This window comes from Kosakonia oryzae (assembly GCF_001658025.2).
Lineage (GTDB): Bacteria > Pseudomonadota > Gammaproteobacteria > Enterobacterales > Enterobacteriaceae > Kosakonia > Kosakonia oryzae.
This window is the reverse complement of record NZ_CP014007.2, coordinates 5305710-5321973: the sequence shown is the minus strand read 5'-3', so window position 1 is coordinate 5321973 and position 16264 is coordinate 5305710. Positions and strand designations below refer to the sequence as shown.

At 52.7% G+C, this 16264-nt stretch carries 19 protein-coding genes and 2 pseudogenes; 13 read left to right on the top strand and 8 right to left on the bottom strand.

The annotated features are described in order from the left end of the window. Positions 1-41 precede the first annotated feature (41 nt). Complete coding sequence (gene rhaR, locus AWR26_RS25225; protein ID WP_074922635.1) at positions 42-890, top strand: HTH-type transcriptional activator RhaR; 849 nt, start codon at positions 42-44, stop codon at positions 888-890. Here the strand turns inward: rhaR and rhaT are convergent, their stop codons facing one another. Further along, positions 891-1925: an L-rhamnose/proton symporter RhaT gene (gene rhaT, locus AWR26_RS25220; protein WP_074780187.1), complete on the bottom strand. Its 1035-nt coding sequence runs from the start codon at positions 1923-1925 to the stop codon at positions 891-893. A gap of 289 nt (positions 1926-2214) precedes the next feature. Between rhaT and sodA the strand changes: the two genes are divergently transcribed. Both sodA and kdgT read left to right on the top strand, forming a co-directional pair. Further along, on the top strand, positions 2215-2835 hold the full coding sequence (gene sodA / locus AWR26_RS25215) for a superoxide dismutase [Mn] (RefSeq protein ID WP_007369297.1): 621 nt from the start codon (positions 2215-2217) through the stop codon (positions 2833-2835). Positions 2836-3092: 257 nt separating this feature from the next. Then, a complete protein-coding gene (gene kdgT / locus AWR26_RS25210; RefSeq protein WP_074922638.1) occupies positions 3093-4076 on the top strand; it encodes a 2-keto-3-deoxygluconate transporter in 984 nt (327 codons plus the stop codon). 95 nt (positions 4077-4171) lie between these two features. On the opposite strand, the gene AWR26_RS25205 is transcribed toward kdgT, so the two are convergent. Continuing rightward, on the bottom strand, positions 4172-5011 hold the full coding sequence (locus AWR26_RS25205) for a dihydrodipicolinate synthase family protein (protein ID WP_407658798.1): 840 nt from the start codon (positions 5009-5011) through the stop codon (positions 4172-4174). A 211-nt stretch (positions 5012-5222) separates the two neighbouring features. On the opposite strand from AWR26_RS25205, the gene yiiM reads away from it, so the two are divergent. Further along, positions 5223-5897, top strand: a complete 675-nt coding sequence (yiiM, locus tag AWR26_RS25200) for a 6-hydroxyaminopurine reductase (RefSeq protein ID WP_074922641.1) — start codon at positions 5223-5225, stop codon at positions 5895-5897. A 33-nt stretch (positions 5898-5930) separates the two neighbouring features. On the opposite strand, the gene cpxA is transcribed toward yiiM, so the two are convergent. Both cpxA and cpxR read right to left on the bottom strand, forming a co-directional pair. Continuing rightward, positions 5931-7304, bottom strand: coding sequence for an envelope stress sensor histidine kinase CpxA (gene cpxA / locus AWR26_RS25195; RefSeq protein ID WP_007369293.1), 1374 nt, complete (start codon positions 7302-7304; stop codon positions 5931-5933). Then, entirely contained in the window at positions 7301-7999 is a 699-nt protein-coding gene (gene cpxR / locus AWR26_RS25190) for an envelope stress response regulator transcription factor CpxR (protein ID WP_035889119.1), read from the bottom strand. Before cpxR ends, cpxA begins: the two co-directional genes overlap by 4 nt. A 151-nt stretch (positions 8000-8150) precedes the next feature. On the opposite strand from cpxR, the gene cpxP reads away from it, so the two are divergent. After that, the gene (gene cpxP, locus AWR26_RS25185; protein ID WP_074780171.1) at positions 8151-8645 is read left to right on the top strand and encodes a cell-envelope stress modulator CpxP; all 495 of its coding nucleotides are present in this window, start codon (positions 8151-8153) and stop codon (positions 8643-8645) included. Positions 8646-8830: 185 nt separating this feature from the next. Here the strand turns inward: cpxP and AWR26_RS25180 are convergent. After that, positions 8831-9079, bottom strand: a pseudogene (locus tag AWR26_RS25180) (tyrosine-type recombinase/integrase); the annotation flags it as partial. A gap of 79 nt (positions 9080-9158) precedes the next feature. Here AWR26_RS25180 and AWR26_RS25175 point away from each other — a divergent pair. Together AWR26_RS25175 and AWR26_RS25170 are read left to right on the top strand one after the other, a co-directional pair. Next, positions 9159-9242 (top strand): annotated as a pseudogene (locus AWR26_RS25175) (phage tail protein); the annotation flags it as partial. Further along, entirely contained in the window at positions 9235-9678 is a 444-nt protein-coding gene (locus tag AWR26_RS25170) for a phage virion morphogenesis protein (RefSeq protein ID WP_074922643.1), read from the top strand. The pseudogene AWR26_RS25175 and the gene AWR26_RS25170, both read left to right, overlap by 8 nt. Here AWR26_RS25170 and AWR26_RS25165 read toward each other — a convergent pair whose 3' ends face one another. After that, positions 9679-10080 carry a putative T6SS immunity periplasmic lipoprotein gene (locus AWR26_RS25165; RefSeq protein WP_074922644.1) on the bottom strand — a complete coding sequence of 134 codons (402 nt, stop codon included), beginning with the start codon at positions 10078-10080 and terminating at the stop codon, positions 9679-9681. Beyond that, positions 10077-10619 carry a hypothetical protein gene (locus AWR26_RS25160; RefSeq protein ID WP_074922711.1) on the bottom strand — a complete coding sequence of 181 codons (543 nt, stop codon included), beginning with the start codon at positions 10617-10619 and terminating at the stop codon, positions 10077-10079. The genes AWR26_RS25165 and AWR26_RS25160 overlap by 4 nt, the downstream gene beginning before the upstream one ends. A gap of 117 nt (positions 10620-10736) precedes the next feature. Here AWR26_RS25160 and AWR26_RS25155 point away from each other — a divergent pair, with 117 nt between their 5' ends. The 6 genes from AWR26_RS25155 to AWR26_RS25130 are packed head-to-tail and all read left to right on the top strand — an operon-like array spanning position 10737 to position 15235. Continuing rightward, positions 10737-11372 carry a phage baseplate assembly protein V gene (locus AWR26_RS25155; protein ID WP_074922713.1) on the top strand — a complete coding sequence of 212 codons (636 nt, stop codon included), beginning with the start codon at positions 10737-10739 and terminating at the stop codon, positions 11370-11372. Beyond that, positions 11369-11713, top strand: a complete 345-nt coding sequence (locus AWR26_RS25150; protein ID WP_074922646.1) for a GPW/gp25 family protein — start codon at positions 11369-11371, stop codon at positions 11711-11713. Before AWR26_RS25155 ends, AWR26_RS25150 begins: the two co-directional genes overlap by 4 nt. A gap of 4 nt (positions 11714-11717) precedes the next feature. Beyond that, positions 11718-12626: a baseplate assembly protein gene (locus AWR26_RS25145; RefSeq protein ID WP_074922647.1), complete on the top strand. Its 909-nt coding sequence runs from the start codon at positions 11718-11720 to the stop codon at positions 12624-12626. After that, a complete protein-coding gene (locus AWR26_RS25140; protein ID WP_072441513.1) occupies positions 12619-13149 on the top strand; it encodes a phage tail protein I in 531 nt (176 codons plus the stop codon). The genes AWR26_RS25145 and AWR26_RS25140 overlap by 8 nt, the downstream gene beginning before the upstream one ends. Before the next feature lie 11 nt (positions 13150-13160). Then, positions 13161-14726 carry a phage tail-collar fiber domain-containing protein gene (locus AWR26_RS25135; RefSeq protein ID WP_074922649.1) on the top strand — a complete coding sequence of 522 codons (1566 nt, stop codon included), beginning with the start codon at positions 13161-13163 and terminating at the stop codon, positions 14724-14726. A 2-nt stretch (positions 14727-14728) separates the two neighbouring features. After that, positions 14729-15235 (top strand): tail fiber assembly protein, encoded by a 507-nt coding sequence (locus AWR26_RS25130; protein WP_074922650.1) that lies wholly within the window; start codon positions 14729-14731, stop codon positions 15233-15235. A gap of 24 nt (positions 15236-15259) precedes the next feature. Here AWR26_RS25130 and AWR26_RS25125 read toward each other — a convergent pair whose 3' ends face one another. Beyond that, complete coding sequence (locus AWR26_RS25125) at positions 15260-16114, bottom strand: glycosyltransferase family 17 protein (protein WP_074922652.1); 855 nt, start codon at positions 16112-16114, stop codon at positions 15260-15262. Positions 16115-16264: the final 150 nt, after the last annotated feature.

Here is a 16264-nt window from a genome sequence, read left to right as displayed (position 1 = left end):
TCCGCTAATAATTTCAGGTTGTTCAAGGCAGAGGTGAGTGTGTGGCAGGCCAACTGATTCTTCGCAAAGCGGATTTCTTTCCCCGTGCCGGACAAGCGGTCGCGGTGGCCGATCGCTATCCGCAAAATGTCTTTGCTGAACACACCCATGAATTTTGCGAACTGGTGCTGGTGTGGCGCGGCAACGGCCTGCATGTGCTGAATGACCGTCCTTACCGCATCACGCGCGGCGACCTGTTTTATATTCGCGCCGAAGATTGCCACTCTTACGCTTCGGTTAACGATCTGGTGCTGCAAAATATTATCTACTGCCCGGATCGATTGACGCTCAATCTTGATTGGGCAGCGCATATTCCCGGCCTTAACGGCCCGGCCGGCGCGCCGCACTGGCGGATTGGCAGCACCGGCATGGCGCAGGCGCGGCAGGTGATTGCGCAGCTGGAGCATGAGAGCGCCAAAGCCGATCCGCTGGCGAATATGATGGCAGAAACGCTGTTTGCCCAACTGGTGATGACGCTCAAACGCCACCGTTTTGCTGCCGATAACCTTGCCGCGACGCACAGTGAGACGCTGCTTGATAAGCTGATTACCGCGCTCTCCGGCAGCCTGAATCGCAGCTTTGCGCTGGAGCAGTTTTGCGAGCAGGAACAGTGCAGCGAGCGTGCGCTGCGCCAGCAATTCCGCAGCCAGACCGGGATGACCATCAACCACTATCTGCGCCAGTTGCGCATCTGCCATGCGCAGTATTTGCTTCAACATTCCGAGCAGATGATCGGCGAAATTGCCATGCAGTGCGGGTTTGAGGACAGTAACTACTTTTCGGTGGTGTTTAGCCGGGAAGTGGGGATGACGCCAGGTCAGTGGCGTCATCGTAGCCGGGTTGCTGCCTGATTAGTTCGCCATGCCGAGGCCGACGATATTGGCGGCAACAATGATCACCACGCAACCAAGGCTCAGCACGCTCACCGGCTGGCGACCCGCATTCTTCCACTCTTTCAGGATCAGCCCGACAATGCCGCCGCACAGCACGTAGAAGCTCATGTGCAGCATCCAACTGATGTAGTCGTACTGCGCCGGAATGCGGGCATGGCCCCAGGCGTAGAAGAAGAATTGCAGATACCACATCAAACCGCCCAGCGCTGAAAGCAGGATATTGCTGATGATCAGCGGTTTTGCCAGCGAGAAGTCGGCTTTTACCGACAGGTTTTTCAGTTTTGCCAGCCGAATGAAGCAGAAGCCGAGGTTAATCAGCGCGCCGCCGCCCATGATCACCACATAACTTGGCAAGGCGGTGTAGAGCGGATCGATGCCCAGCGCCGCAGCGGCTTCGTGCATCGGTTTGGCGGCGTTCATGGCAAAGGACATACCGGCGGAAAATACGCCGCACATCACCGCCAGCGTCAGCCCTTTTTTCAGGTTGAACTCTTCGGCTTTAATGCCCATTTTGCGCTCTTTCAACTGGCCTGCGCGGGTCACAATTCCGACGCCTATCAGCGCAACCAGCACGCCGAGCAGCGTCATTCGACCGCCATCGGTGTTGATCAGAACGTCAAAATTACCGTTGATAATTGGCGTCATAAGCGTACCGACAATCAGCGTAATGCCGATAGCGATGCCAATGCCCATCGACATGCCGAGGTAGCGCATGGTGAGGCCGTAGTTGATGTTCCCGATGCCCCACATTGCGCCGAAGAGAAAGACTGGTAGCAGGGTGGAAGCGCTGAATGAGCTGTAATAGGCCCAAAAATCAGGCAGTAACAGCGCACTGATGGTCCAGGGAAGAATCAACCAGGAGACGATGCCGCCGATTGACCACATGGTCTCCCAGGACCAATTTTTAACCTTCTTGAACGGGGCATAGAAACAGGCTGCACTGGCCGCACCTATCAAATGCCAAAGAATACCCATCGTAATCGCGTTACTCATTTTCTCATCCTCTTTGTTTTTATCGTCGGGATACGAGCAGCCGACCTGATGAGTGTAAAAATCAGTCAGGAGATTAACCTTGAGGCGTTTGCCGCGATAGGTGACGAGCTGGCAATGAGCACGTGATGGAGGTGAGCAGCTTCACAATTTCAATAACATAACCAAAAGTTATAACCTTATTAAAACTACGGCATTGATAAACATTTTCAATATCATTTAATTAACTATAATGATCCGACTGCTTACGCGGCATTAACATATATGCCGCCAGACAATAATGGAGATGAAAATGAGCTATACACTGCCCGCTCTGCCGTACGCGTATGATGCCCTTGAGCCTCATTTCGACAAGCAGACGATGGAAATCCATCACACTAAACATCACCAGACTTACGTAAATAACGCGAATGCCGCGCTGGAAAGCCTGCCGGAGTTCGCCAGCCTGTCAGCTGAAGAACTGATCACCAAACTGGATCAACTGCCGGCAGACAAAAAAACCGTTCTGCGTAATAACGCAGGTGGTCACGCTAACCACAGCCTGTTCTGGAAAGGCCTGAAAAAAGGCACCACCCTGCAGGGCGATCTGAAAGCGGCTATCGAGCGTGATTTCGGTTCCGTAGACAACTTCAAAGCTGAATTCGAAAAAGCAGCCGCCACGCGTTTTGGTTCCGGTTGGGCCTGGCTGGTGCTGAAAGGCGACAAACTGGCGGTGGTTTCTACCGCTAACCAGGATTCCCCGCTGATGGGTGAAGCGATCTCTGGCGCGTCCGGTTTCCCGATCCTGGGCCTGGATGTGTGGGAACACGCTTACTACCTGAAATTCCAGAACCGCCGCCCGGACTACATCAAAGAGTTCTGGAACGTGGTGAACTGGGACGAAGCAGCGGCTCGTTTCGCGGCGAAAAAATAAGTTTACTTTCCCTCTCGCGCTAGCGTGAGTCAAAACCCCGTCAGGCCTGGCCGTCGGGGTTTTTTTATGCCATTTCTAACGCGGAAAGTTAAAAGGAACGTTGATCTGAAAATAATGAAATATTGTTTTGTTATGATTGTTTGATCACTTTTCTCCTGCCAAACCCGGTCTACCCTCTCTTCATCCGCGCTGCTGTTGTCCCGCAAACATAGCGGTTCAGCGCTCAAAAAATCGGACGTTTTTTGACAGGTGAAGATATGCAAATCAAGCGTGCAATCGAAAAAATCCCTGGCGGGATGATGCTGGTTCCTTTGTTCATCGGCGCTCTCTGCCATACTTTTGCGCCCGGTGCGGGAAAGTACTTTGGCTCATTCACTAACGGTATGATTACCGGTACGGTGCCGATTCTGGCGGTATGGTTTTTCTGTATGGGCGCTTCCATCAAACTGAGCGCCACCGGCACGGTGTTGCGTAAATCCGGCACGCTGGTAGTGACTAAAATTGCGATTGCCTGGGTGGTGGCGGCCGTGGCCTCACGGTTGATTCCTGAACACGGTGTGGAGGTGGGTTTTTTTGCCGGGTTATCGACGCTGGCGCTGGTGGCATCGATGGATATGACGAACGGCGGGCTGTATGCGTCAATCATGCAGCAGTACGGCACCAAAGAGGAAGCCGGTGCGTTCGTGTTGATGTCGCTGGAATCCGGCCCGCTGATGACGATGATTATCCTCGGCACCGCGGGAATCGCCTCGTTCGAGCCGCATGTATTTGTCGGCGCGGTGCTGCCTTTTCTGGTCGGATTCGCGCTGGGTAATCTGGATGCGGAATTGCGGGAATTTTTCAGTAAAGCGGTGCAGACGCTGATCCCGTTCTTTGCTTTCGCCTTGGGTAACACGATTGATTTAAGCGTGATTGCGCAGACCGGTTTGTTGGGGATTTTGCTGGGGCTGGCGGTGATTGTGATTACCGGCATTCCGCTGATTATCGCCGATAAACTGATTGGCGGCGGCGATGGTACAGCAGGGCTGGCGGCCTCCAGTTCTGCGGGCGCGGCAGTGGCAACGCCGGTGCTGATCGCCGAAATGGTGCCGGACTTTAAACCGATGGCGCCGGCCGCAACCGCGCTGGTGGCGACCTCGGTGATTGTCACCTCGATTCTGGTGCCGATTTTAACGTCCGTCTGGTCGCGCAAGGTGAAAGCGGCAGAGGCGGAAGTGGTGATGCGTAACGCAGTGAAATAATGCGTTGCCCGGTGGCGCTACGTTTGCCGGGGTTACAAAACTCTCAAGCCGGATGGCGCTGCGCCATCCGGCAATCCAGCCACTTCCCGTTATGGTCAAATGCTAAACACCCGATCAATAATTTGGCACTGCTCGTCATTCAGCGTGCCGCCAAAATTGCGTGAAACCGGCGTACAGTAGCCAAATTTGCGTGAAACCACGGTTTTGATGGTGGTAACGAAGTCGTCGCCAATGGCGTAGATCGCCATAAATTTGCCGCTCTCCTGCTGGATTGCATGTAACGTCGGCAAATCGCCCTGACGCCACGCCTCTCGCGCCCGGACAAACAGTTCCGGCATCACATTATTCAGCCCGGAAATGACGCCCGCGCCGCCTGCCAGCAGATTGGGGATAAAGTACTCGTCGTAGCCGCACAGCACGGCAAAATCCTCACGCACCTGCGCGGTGGCCTGAATCATATTACGGGTATGCGACTGGCAATCGACGGTATCTTTGATGCCAGCAAAATCCGGGAATTCCGCCGCCAGCGTGGCGACCAACTCCGGCGTCAGATCGCAGCCGGTACGCGCCGGAAAGTTATAGGCGAACCATTTGCCGCTTATCGCTTTGCCCAGAGCGCGGAAGTAGCTCAACAGTTGGTTTTGCGTTTGCCCGTAATAGTACGGCGGCAGCACCATGACCGCGTCATAGCCTGTGCGCCAGGCTTCATCAGCCATCCACAGAATATCGTTAAAGCAGGTGGAAGAGATGTTGGCCACCATGGTTATCGGCGACATGCCGCGGGCTTCACGAATCAACAGCAGCCGCTCTTCCAGCGAGAAGGAGGCAAACTCGCCGATGCTGCCCATCAGCAAGACCACATCGATTTTCGCCGCGGCCAGCCGGGCGATATGCTGGCTCAGTGCGCTAAGGTCAGGCTTCCCTTCGCTGTCCATTGGCGTGATGGAAGGGCACCAGACACCGGAGAAAGATGTTTCGCGGATCACGTTGTAACCTCCTTAATTAATGAAATTGCGTTTCAAATACTGTGTTAAGTGATAGCACGCCCGGCCGGTGGGGATCGGCATGAATGTCGCATTTTTGCAGGTTAGGTCAGCAAACAAATGTGATGTAATAGCGTGATGACGACGAGCGGGAGGAGGGAACATGCAATATCAGGTAGACGTTTTTACTGGAAAAATAAGGGATTATGACGGCAGTCGGCCAAGTGCGATTGCTAAATTGCAGGTGGAAGGCGAGCTTCTCCTCACGGAATTGGGCATTGCGGGTGACGAGCAGGCGGAAAAAAGTTACCACGGTGGAACCGATCGTGCGTTGTGCCACTATCCGCGTGAACACTATGCCCACTGGGCGCAGATGTTCCCGGAGCAAGCCGCGCTGTTTTGCGCGCCAGCGTTTGGCGAGAACCTCTCAACGGAAGGGCTGACCGAGCAGAACGTGTTTATCGGCGATATTTTTCGCTGGGGCGATACGCTGATTCAGGTAACGCAGCCGCGCTCGCCCTGCTTCAAACTTAACTTCCATTTCGGTATTAGCGACATTTCCGCGCAGATGCAGGACAGTGGCCGCGTCGGCTGGCTTTATCGTGTGGTTGCTGCGGGGAAAGTCTCGGCAGAAGCGCCGCTTGAACTGCTCTCCCGGGTCAGCGATGTCAGCGTGTATGACGCGGCGGCGATTGCGTGGTTTCAGCCGTTTGATGATGAACAATATCACCGTCTGCTTTCGGCTGCGGGGTTGTCGGCGAGCTGGACGCGTACCATGCAGAATCGACGCACTCACGGCAAGATTGAGGATCAGTCGCGCCGACTGTGGGGAAAATAAAAAAACGCCCTCTGTGCTGAGAGGGCGTTTTTATCAGGCGCGTTTGTACAGCGGTAGCCAGAGCGTTAAGCGTAACCCGCCAAGCGGGCTGTCGTCAGCTTTCACCCAGCCGCGATGTTGCTGAATAGCCGTTTCGACAATCGCCAGCCCGAGACCCGTGCCACCGGATTCGCGATCGCGCGCTTCGTCGGTGCGGTAGAACGGGCGGAAAATCTGTTCCCGATCTTCCGGACTGACGCCGGGGCCGTCATCGTCCACGTTAATGGTGATGCCGTCTTTATCCACCGCAAAACTCACTTCGATTTTACTGTGCGAATAGCGCAGCGCGTTACGCACGATGTTCTCCACCGCGCTTTCCAGCGCGCTGGGGTTACCGTACAGCGGCCACGGTCCTGGCGGGAAATTCACCGTGAACGATTTGCCCATCTGCTCCGCTTCGAAGGCCGCGTTATCCAGCACTTCGTTCCACATCTGATTAGCTTTTACGGTTTCACTGACCAGCGCGTTTTTCTGCTGATTGCGCGACATCACCAGCAGATCGTTGATCATGCTGTCCAGCCGCTGAGCTTCCGTTTCGATACGTTCCAGTTCTTTACTTTCACCGCTGCGACGACGCAGCAACGCAGTACCAAGCTGTAAACGCGTCAGCGGCGTGCGCAACTCATGGGAGATGTCGGACAACAGGCGCTGCTGGGCGGTCATCATGCGTTCCAGCGCGGTCACCATCTGGTTAAAACTGGCCCCGGCGGCAAGGAATTCCTGCGGCCCGGCTTCCAGCTCCGGGTGCTGTCGCAGGTTGCCCTGGGCCACTTCATCCGCCGCGTTTTTCAGTTTACGTGCGGGTTTCGCCAGGCTCCACGCCAGCCACAGCAGCAGCGGCGAACTGATAAGCATGGTGACGATCAGCAGCAGTAACGGGCGGTCAAACAGCAAATTGATAAAGTCAGATTGTGAGTTGCTGGCAGGGCGGATGAGATAGAGTTGATAGTTGTCTTCTCCGTCGCGAACGGAGAACGGCCCTACCATCTCAACCCGGCCATACTTTTTCTTCTGCGGATGGTCTGAGTTATCCGCCTGGCCTATAAAGTTGCGGATAATCTGCATTTCGTTGCGTTCGGCGCCAATGACTCGCCCTTCGCTGGTGACCAGCAGCAGGCGTTGACCCGGCGGCGCCCATTTGTCGATAGCGCGAAACAGCCTGCGCCACCACATCAGGTCGTTCGGCGGGTCATTGGCCAGTTCTGCTTCAACATGCTGTTCAATCATCACGCCCTGACGCTGTTCGCTGTCCAGAAGCTCCGTCATTTGACGGGAATCCAGCTTCGGCACCATCAGCACCAGCATCAGCACCAGCGCCAGCGTTAACCAGAAAATGGCAAAGATGCGGGCGGTCAAACTTCCTATCATGAAGCGGATACCATCAGATAACCGCGACCACGCAGGGTTTTAAACCACGGATGCCCATCTTTGCGGTCCGGCAACTTGCGGCGCAGGTTGGAGATGTGCATGTCGATGGCACGATCGAACGGCGTCAGGCGTTTACCCAGCACTTCCTGGCTCAAATGTTCACGTGAAACGACCTGGCCTAAATGCTGAGCCAGCAGATAGAGCAGGGTGAATTCAGTGCCTGTAAGTTCCAGTGATTGCCCATCAAAACTGGCTTCCTGGCGACCCGGATTGAGGCTCAGTGCATCCACTTCCAGCGTGGGTGAACCATTGTCGCTGCTTTGTTGTTGCTCGCTCCAGTGGGAACGGCGCAGGATCGCACGAATACGCGCGACCAGTTCACGATCGTTAAAGGGTTTCGGCAGATAGTCATCCGCGCCCAGCTCAAGGCCAAGGACGCGATCGAGCTCGCTGCCGCGCGCAGTTAACATAATTACCGGTGTCTGGTGTGTCTGGCGTAGCTCTTTAAGTGTGTCGATACCATTTTTCTTCGGCATCATGACATCGAGTAAAAGCAAGTCGATGCTGTCGTCGAGGAGGTCGAGCGCCTGCTCTCCGTCATGGGCAACGAGCACATTAAAACCTTCCATGTCGAGTAGCTCCTTTAACAAGGAAGTAAGCTCTCGGTCATCATCTACTAAAAGGATTTTATTCATTGTTTAACTACCTCCGAGGCAGAAATTACGTCATCAAGAGTCGCTAATCCATGACTTTACGTTGTTTTACACCCCCTGACGCATGTTTGCAGCCTGAATCGTAGACTCATTATCGTTGAATCGAGAGATGAAAAGGTTACTGGAGCAAATGATGCGCATCGTTACCGCTGCCGTCATGGCCTCAACGCTGGCGTTAAGCACGGTTAGTCGTGCTGCTGACGTTGAAACAGGCGATAACTGGCACCCGACTGAGGGATTCGCGCAGCGCAGTGTTCAGAGCCATATGTTCGACGGTATTAATTTAACGGAACACCAGCGTCAACAGATGCGGGATCTCATGAGACAGGCGCGGCACGATCAGCCTCCTGTTAATGTTAGCGAAATGGAGACAATGCATCGCCTTGTCATCGCAGAAAAATTTGATGAAAACGCTGTGCGCGCTCAGGCAGAAAAAATGGCGCAGGAACAGGTAGCTCGTCAGGTTGAAATGGCCAGAGTGCGCAACCAGATGTACAACCTGCTCACGCCGGAGCAGCAAGCGGTTTTGAACCAGAAGCATCAACAACGGATGAACCAGTTACGCAGCGTAGCGCAAATGCAGCAAAGTTCACCGATGACCGAGTTAAGTAGCAGTAGTACCAGGTAACAAACCCTGTTTTTCCTTGCCATAGACACCATCCCTGTCTTCCCCCACATGATGTGGGGGTTTTTTTTATCAATTACTTACACATCATTCTAAATAAAACAGCAACTTAGAAAAAGCTGTAACGGTATGGAACGGTTTCAAAATCCTCTGAATGTGGACACAATGTGGACACTCAGAGAGATGATTTATACCGTCACTCCTCCGTTAAGGGGGTTCAATGCGACAGCATTTTGCAGGTAGTCAGGAGCAAGGTGCGCATAGGCCATTGCCTGCTGAATGCTTGCATGCCCGAGAATCTGTTGCAGGGCAATAATATTTCCCCCGTTCATCATGAAATGGCTTGCGAAAGTGTGGCGCAGAATATGTGTTGCCTGATTGGGTGGAATGTCAGGTTTCACGTTGCGTAAGACCCCGCAAAATTTTTCATAATCAACTTACGCAGGTTGAGCGTCTCAGTCAGCAATGTTTAACGGCTTTTGGCTCAAATGGGCGTTGAAGTTCGGGGCGTTACGCCCTACACCGCCCCCGCCGGAGCCGGTCACACGTCCGGTGGAGCTGTACATTAATGGCGAACTGGTGAGTAAATGGGGTGACTGAATTTAAACCGTTTGAAAGTGAGCTTGCCGGGCTGCTGGCGGCGCTGTCACCTGCTGGCCGTCGGCGTCTCACTGTGGAGATAGCGAAGAAGCTGCGACAGCAGCAACAGCAGCGTATAAAAGCCCAGAAAAACCCGGATGGCTCGCCGTACGCAAAGCGAAAACCGCAGCCACTTCGCGCAAAGAAAGGCCGGATTAAGCGGGAAATGTTCGCGAAGCTGCGTACTAATCGCTATATGAAAGCCAGCGGCGATGACAGTGCAGCAGTGGTTGAATTTACCGGGAAGGTACAGCGCATAGCGCGGGTTCATCAGTATAGGTTAAAGGACAAACCGGCCCGAAACCGTCCTGATATTGTGTATCCGCGACGGCTTCTGCTGGGCTTAAACAAAGAGGGTATTGTGATGATAGAGGACGTCATCTTTAAACATCTATGATCATCGTTTTGGGGCTAAATCCTCCAGGTTGAAACCTGCAGACCATATACGTTTAGTCCCCACTTCACTTGCTGAAAAGGCAGTGATTGCTGTGACGCTGTACTCTTTACCTTTCTCAAAGTGGTAATCAACGGGCAGACATTTATCAGGTATCACAGTCAGCGTTGGGTTACTCATATCATCACGTTCCCAGACCTGTTTCATATTATTGTCCGGGGCTCGCTCAGATACTCTGAGAACCAGCAATTTTGATTTTCCGTCACTGGTCAGTGAATCCTTCGATACCGTAACGCAAGGTTGTCCATTTGCAGATAATGAAATATTAGCGGCCCGGTAGGGTGAGTTATCTACCATGCAACCACTCAGTAAAAGCGACCACGCAATTAGCATTAATTTTTTCATTTCCACAGGCACCTTTTATTAGTGGGTGATGCAAGGAAGTATTTAAGAATATTCTTGTATTTATCTCGTAAATCAGGCCCGATGATGCCTTTAAAAGTGGATTGCTGAATAAAAACATTCACCCCAAAGTTAGTTAGCACATAATAATCAGCAATAATGGAAGCTTGTTGTTCGAGGCTGTAATCTGCTAAATCCTTTTCATTTGGCAAAGAGTATTCATAGCTTGAAGCCCAGCTAACTAAACCACGAGTCCGGACATTGACGCCCATCTGGTGCTGCCATACATGCCCCATTTCATGCATAAACAACGCCTTATCCGCGATGTCACCAAAGGAAAAATCTTCTCTGAAGAGTGCTTCAGGATAGTACATATTACCGTCTGGTGTCATAGCGACGCGGCTATTTTGCAAACCAAACGGCAAATAATCACCGTTATAAACTTTTACGGCGCTATAATTAATGGCGTTCTGAAAAAGAGCCCGCGCCATTCTTATTTCGCCTGCTGTCATCGGCCTGTAGTTGTTTTTTAGCGTCGACATCCTTTCCTCTTTTTTATTGTTTAATCCACAGAGTTTGTTTTCTACCCGCAGTTGTTTCATCTGTCAATAAAACGGCATGTTTTGCTGTTTGAACTGTATGACCGCATCCTTTCATCCATGAACAAACTTGCAAATTTAAACGAACTTGCGCGCACGCTGCGCAATATGATTCGCACCGGCATCATTGTCGAAACCGATCTCGACGCGGGGCGCTGTCGCGTGCAGACCGGCGGCAATATCACTGACTGGCTCCAGTGGCTGACGCAGCGCGCCGGTCACTCCCGTACATGGTGGGCTCCCTCCGTCGGCGAACAGGTGTTAATTCTGGCCGTGGGTGGCGAGCTCGATACCGCGTTTGTGCTGCCCGGTATTTTCTCCGATGACCATCCTGCGCCGTCGGCCTCGGCTGACGCCCTGCATATTGCTTTCCCGGATGGCGCGGTCATCGAATACGAACCGGCGAACAGCGCGCTGACCGTCAGCGGCATCAGAACCGCCGACGTTACCGCATCTGAATCCCTCACCGCCACCGTGCCGGAGGTGCTGGTCAAAGCGTCTTCGCGCATCACACTCGACACCCCGGAAGTGGTCTGCACCAGCAAGCTCATCACCGGCTCGCTGGAAGTGCAGAAAGGCGGCACCATGCGCGGCGATATCGAGCACAGCGGCGGCGCGTTGTCGTCCAACGGCAAAGTACTTCACACCCATCAGCACCCCGGCGACAGCGGCGGCACAACAGGAGCCCCCCTGTGACAGTGAACTATATTGGCATGAGCCGTGTAAATGGCCGCGCGCTTACTGATTCACAGCACGTCAGTCAGAGCATGGGCGACATTCTGCGCACGCCGGTCGGCTCCCGCGTCATGCGCCGGGAATATGGCTCGCTGCTCTCCACACTGATTGACCAGCCGCAGACACCGGCGCTCACGCTGCAAATCCGTGTGGCCTGCTATATGGCGCTCCTGAAGTGGGAGCCGCGCATCACGCTGAGTGAAATCACCACGGAGCAAAGCGAAGGCCGGATGATTGTCAATGTGACCGGCCAGCTCGTCAGCACCGGTGAAACCCTTTCATTAACCATTCCTGTGAGTTGAACCCATGCCGATTGTTGATCTGAGCGAGTTACCCGCCCCGGATGTGGTTGAGGAGCTCGATTACGAGAGCATCCTCGCTGAGCGCAAGGCGACACTGGTTTCGCTGTTCCCTGCCGATGAGCAGGACGCCGTTGCCCGCACGCTGGCACTGGAATCCGAACCGCTGACCAAGTTTCTGGAAGAGAACGCCTACAGGGAAGTTATCTGGCGTCAGCGCGTGAACGAAGCCGCCCGCGCGACGATGCTGGCCTATGCCACCGGCAATGACCTCGAGGTTATTGGCGCAAATTATGACGTTGCGAGGCTGGTGATCACCCCGGCTGATGAAACCGCACTCCCGCCCGTCGCGGCAGTGATGGAAGCCGACAGCGATTACCGGCTACGCATTCAGCAGGCAATGGAAGGGCTTAGCGTGGCGGGCTCAACCGGGGCTTATGAATTTCATGGCCGCAGCGCCGACGGACGTGTCGCGGATATTTCCGTTATCAGCCCGGACCCCGCTTGCGTGACCGTGTCCGTGTTGTCGCGTGAGGATAACGGCGCGGCGTCGGCTGATTTGCTGACAGTCGTGCGAAACGCCCTTAACGATGAGGATGTGAGGCCGGTTGCCGACCGCGTGACAGTGCAGTCAGCGGCGATTGTTGATTACCGGATTGATGCCACGCTTTATCTCTACCCTGGTCCGGAAAGTGAGCCGGTTCGCAGTGCGGCGGAAAACAAACTTAAAGCGTATATCAGCGCACAACATCGCCTCGGTCGTGATATCCGCAAATCTGCCATTTATGCCGCACTCCATGTTGAAGGTGTGCAGCGTGTTGAACTGGCCGCCCCGGCGGCTGACATCGTACTCGATAAAACACAGGCCTCCTTTTGCACTGATTACCGGATAGTTGTCGGGGGCTCCGATGAGTGATTCGCGGTTGTTGCCGGTGGGCTCCTCGGCGCTGGAGGTGGCTGCCGCGCGCGCCTGTGCCGACATTGAAAACACCCCGATTCCATTACGTCGCCTGTGGAACCCTGACCAGTGTCCGGTCAGCCTGTTGCCGTGGCTGGCCTGGGCGTTTTCCGTTGACCGGTGGGACGAGAACTGGCCGGAAGAGACGAAACGTGACGTTATCCGCAGCGCCTATTTTATCCACTGTCATAAAGGCACCATCGGTGCAGTGCGGCGCGTGGTCGAGCCGCTGGGTTATCTCATTAATGTTACTGAGTGGTGGGAAACCGGCGACCCGCCAGGCACATTCCGGCTTGATATTGGCGTACTGGAAACCGGCATCACCGAAGAGATGTATACCGAGATGGAGCGGCTTATTGATGATGCGAAGCCCGCCAGCCGACATCTTATCGGCCTCAATATTATTCAGGACGTTGCCGGGTATCTCTTTGCCGGTGGCGTGAATTACAGCGGCGACGTGACCACTGTTTACCCGGAGTGAGTGAAAGAAAAATGGCAACGAAATACAAAACCGTCGTCACCACGGCAGGGGTGGCAAAATTTGCGGCAGCCCTCACGCCGGGCGGGAAAAAGGTGAATATTACCGCGATGGCCGTCGGCGATGGCGGCGGTTCGCTGCCGCAACCGGATGCCGGGCAGACAAAACTTATCAATGAAGTCTGGCGCCATACGCTGAATAAAATCAGCCAGGACAACAAACATAAAAATTACGTGGTGGCCGAGCTGGTTATCCCGCCGGAAACGGGCGGTTTCTGGCTGCGTGAAATGGGGCTGTATGACGACACCGGCACACTGGTCGCCGTCGGCAATATGGCCGAAAGCTACAAGCCAGAACTCGAAGAGGGTTCCGGGCGGGCTCAGACCCTGCGTATGGTGATTATGCTGTCCGATGTTGCGTCTGTTGAGCTGGCTATTGACGGTTCCGTCGTGATGGCCACACAGGATTATGTCGATGACAGACTCGCGGAGCATGAGCAATCGCGACACCATCCCGACGCCACCCTGACGGAAAAAGGCTTCACACAGCTCAGCAGTGCCACAAACAGCGCGGCGGAGAATCTTGCCGCCACGCCCAAAGCGGTGAAAGCGGCGTATGACCTTGCAGGCAGCAAATACTCCGCGCAGGACGCGACCACGACGCAGAAGGGGATTGTCCAGCTCAGCAGCGCGACGGACAGTAACAGCGAAGCGCAGGCCGCGACACCGAAAGCCGTCAGGACAGCAAATGACAATGCAAACAGCCGGGTTCCACTAACCCGTAAGGTTAATGGCCGGGAATTATCCGCTGATATTAACGTGACGGCGCAGGATATTTTTAACGGTCAGGCAGTGGCTATCGGCAATGCGGCTGATCTCAACACGTTTATGACACCAGGGCTGTATTACCAGAATACAAATGATTTTGCAGCGGCTGGCGCTAACTACCCGGAAGCTAGTGCAGGTTCACTTGAGGTATATAAACACGCCGGTATTACGCAGATTTACCGTATTTATAACAATTCCCGCGCTTTCATCCGGACGTACTTTAACAACGTCTGGAGCGCATGGGTTTCCAGTATCGATGCCGCCGGAGGAACCATTAACGGCGAGCTGAATCTTCACAGTGGATTCTGGATATCGGATAAGCAGACAGGTATTACCTTTGGCAAGGATGACGCCAGCTTTAACAGCGCCAACATGTTGATTAAATCCTGGTATGGGATCGGTTTTTATTCCACGCTCACCGGGAATGAAGGGATGGCGGGTTATATCAATGTCCGAACCGGTCTATTACAAATGGCCGGACAAATCATTCCGGGCAACTATGCAAATTTCGATGCTCGTTACTTCACTAAATCTGAAATGGATGGCCGATATTTAAATGATGCTCAGCGTGGTAGCCAGGCGTTACAAAACGGAGCTCATAACAGTATGACATCATGGGAAGCACCCTCAGGATGCTTTGTTACCGGGGTAAATATCAGAACGGATTTAGGCGACAGTCGTTTTATGGGGTACTACTATCGCGCCCTTATGGTCAAGACTGCCAGCGGAAGCTGGCGACAGGTAGGTAACTAGTTATGATTGAATTCAAGAATATAAAAATATCAAAAAACATCAAAGAGGATAGCTCCGGGTATTCTTATATATATTTTGAAGACGAACATAATCGCGACTGGTATGAAACTCGTGATAAAGAGTGGAAAGGCGTTAATAAATTCATTGCCACTGATGAAAGTGAATTTGTGGTAACGTTTTCTGATAATCCAAATTTTCTCACCCTTGCTGAGGGAATGAACGTTTATGAGGTCGTTGATTATCCTGATGACATATCAACTGCGATCTATAAATATCAGAGTGGTAAATTTCTGTCGCAGGAGCCATCAACTCGGGAGATAGCGGAGCAAGAGAAAAACCGACTCATCAGTGAAGCCTCAACGATGATTTCAGTTTTGCAGGATGCTGTTGAATTGGGTATGGCTACGGAAGATGATGAAAGTAGCCTGATTGCCTGGAAAACATACCGGGTTATGCTGAGCCGCGTTGATACCCATAATCCTGAATGGCCTGATAAGCCAGCCAGTTAAATGTTTTTTTAACTGGCTGATGGGTTACAGGATGAAGTGTTTAAATTTATCAGCATTATCCACAAGGTAGGACGGGAATTTAGCTTTTGTTAATTCCTGTCGCGCCATTTTACGATCTCGCCCCCATATATCCTTTGCGTTGGTAAGGGCATCAATAATATGTTCTTTATTATTGAGGTGGGGGAGATCATACTCAGTATGCGAGATCGTAGACATTTTCTCCGAAATGCGTTCCGGGCTCATAATCCATGAGAAGTGCCAGCCAGCATCAGACATAACCGTATGACGGAATTTAAAGAGAGTCTTCAAAATAAAACCTTTGTTCAGGCCGGACTTCTTAATGTTTCTGAAGTCTTCCGGCTTGCCTCTGAAATACCCTTTTAAATTGCGTAGGGTCGTTGCTCGCGGCAACTTACACAGCCTTTCACTGCCATCAAGGTTAAATACCTGTAAGTTAAACTGGTAGTTATAAAAACCCATGTGCAGCGTCGTACAGAGTTTTTTAGGGTTAATTGCTCTGATGGCTTCCGGTGAAAATATTTCGTCAACGTCAGAGACCAGAATCAGATCATCATCCTGTGCATACTTAAGGCCTTGCATAATCGCGTTTCTCTGTGCCGCTTCGTTAGCCCATGCATCGACTTCGTCCGCAACCCCATTAGTTTCTTTCTTAAGAGGTTCCTCATCATGGACGACATAGATAATTTTGTCTTTAAAACGGGCAAATTTTTCAATATTGAAGTGCAGGTTTCTTGGTTTGCCGGTAAACGTATGAGTTGATTCCACAATCACAAAGCGATCAACAACGTCCATGAGAGTATTCAAACGAATGTCAAGCAACATGTCTTCATCGTAATACAAAAAACAATCATAAATCATGTTTGTATTCTCTAATTATTTGGTCGAGCTGTGAGTTATCCGTAATTCAACAATTCAGAATTCTCGTATATTGCAAATGGTTAGTAAAGGATACCAGCTGTAAAAAATGAATTCCGGGCTGAATGAATCCCGTAAGCTAAATCGCGCGAG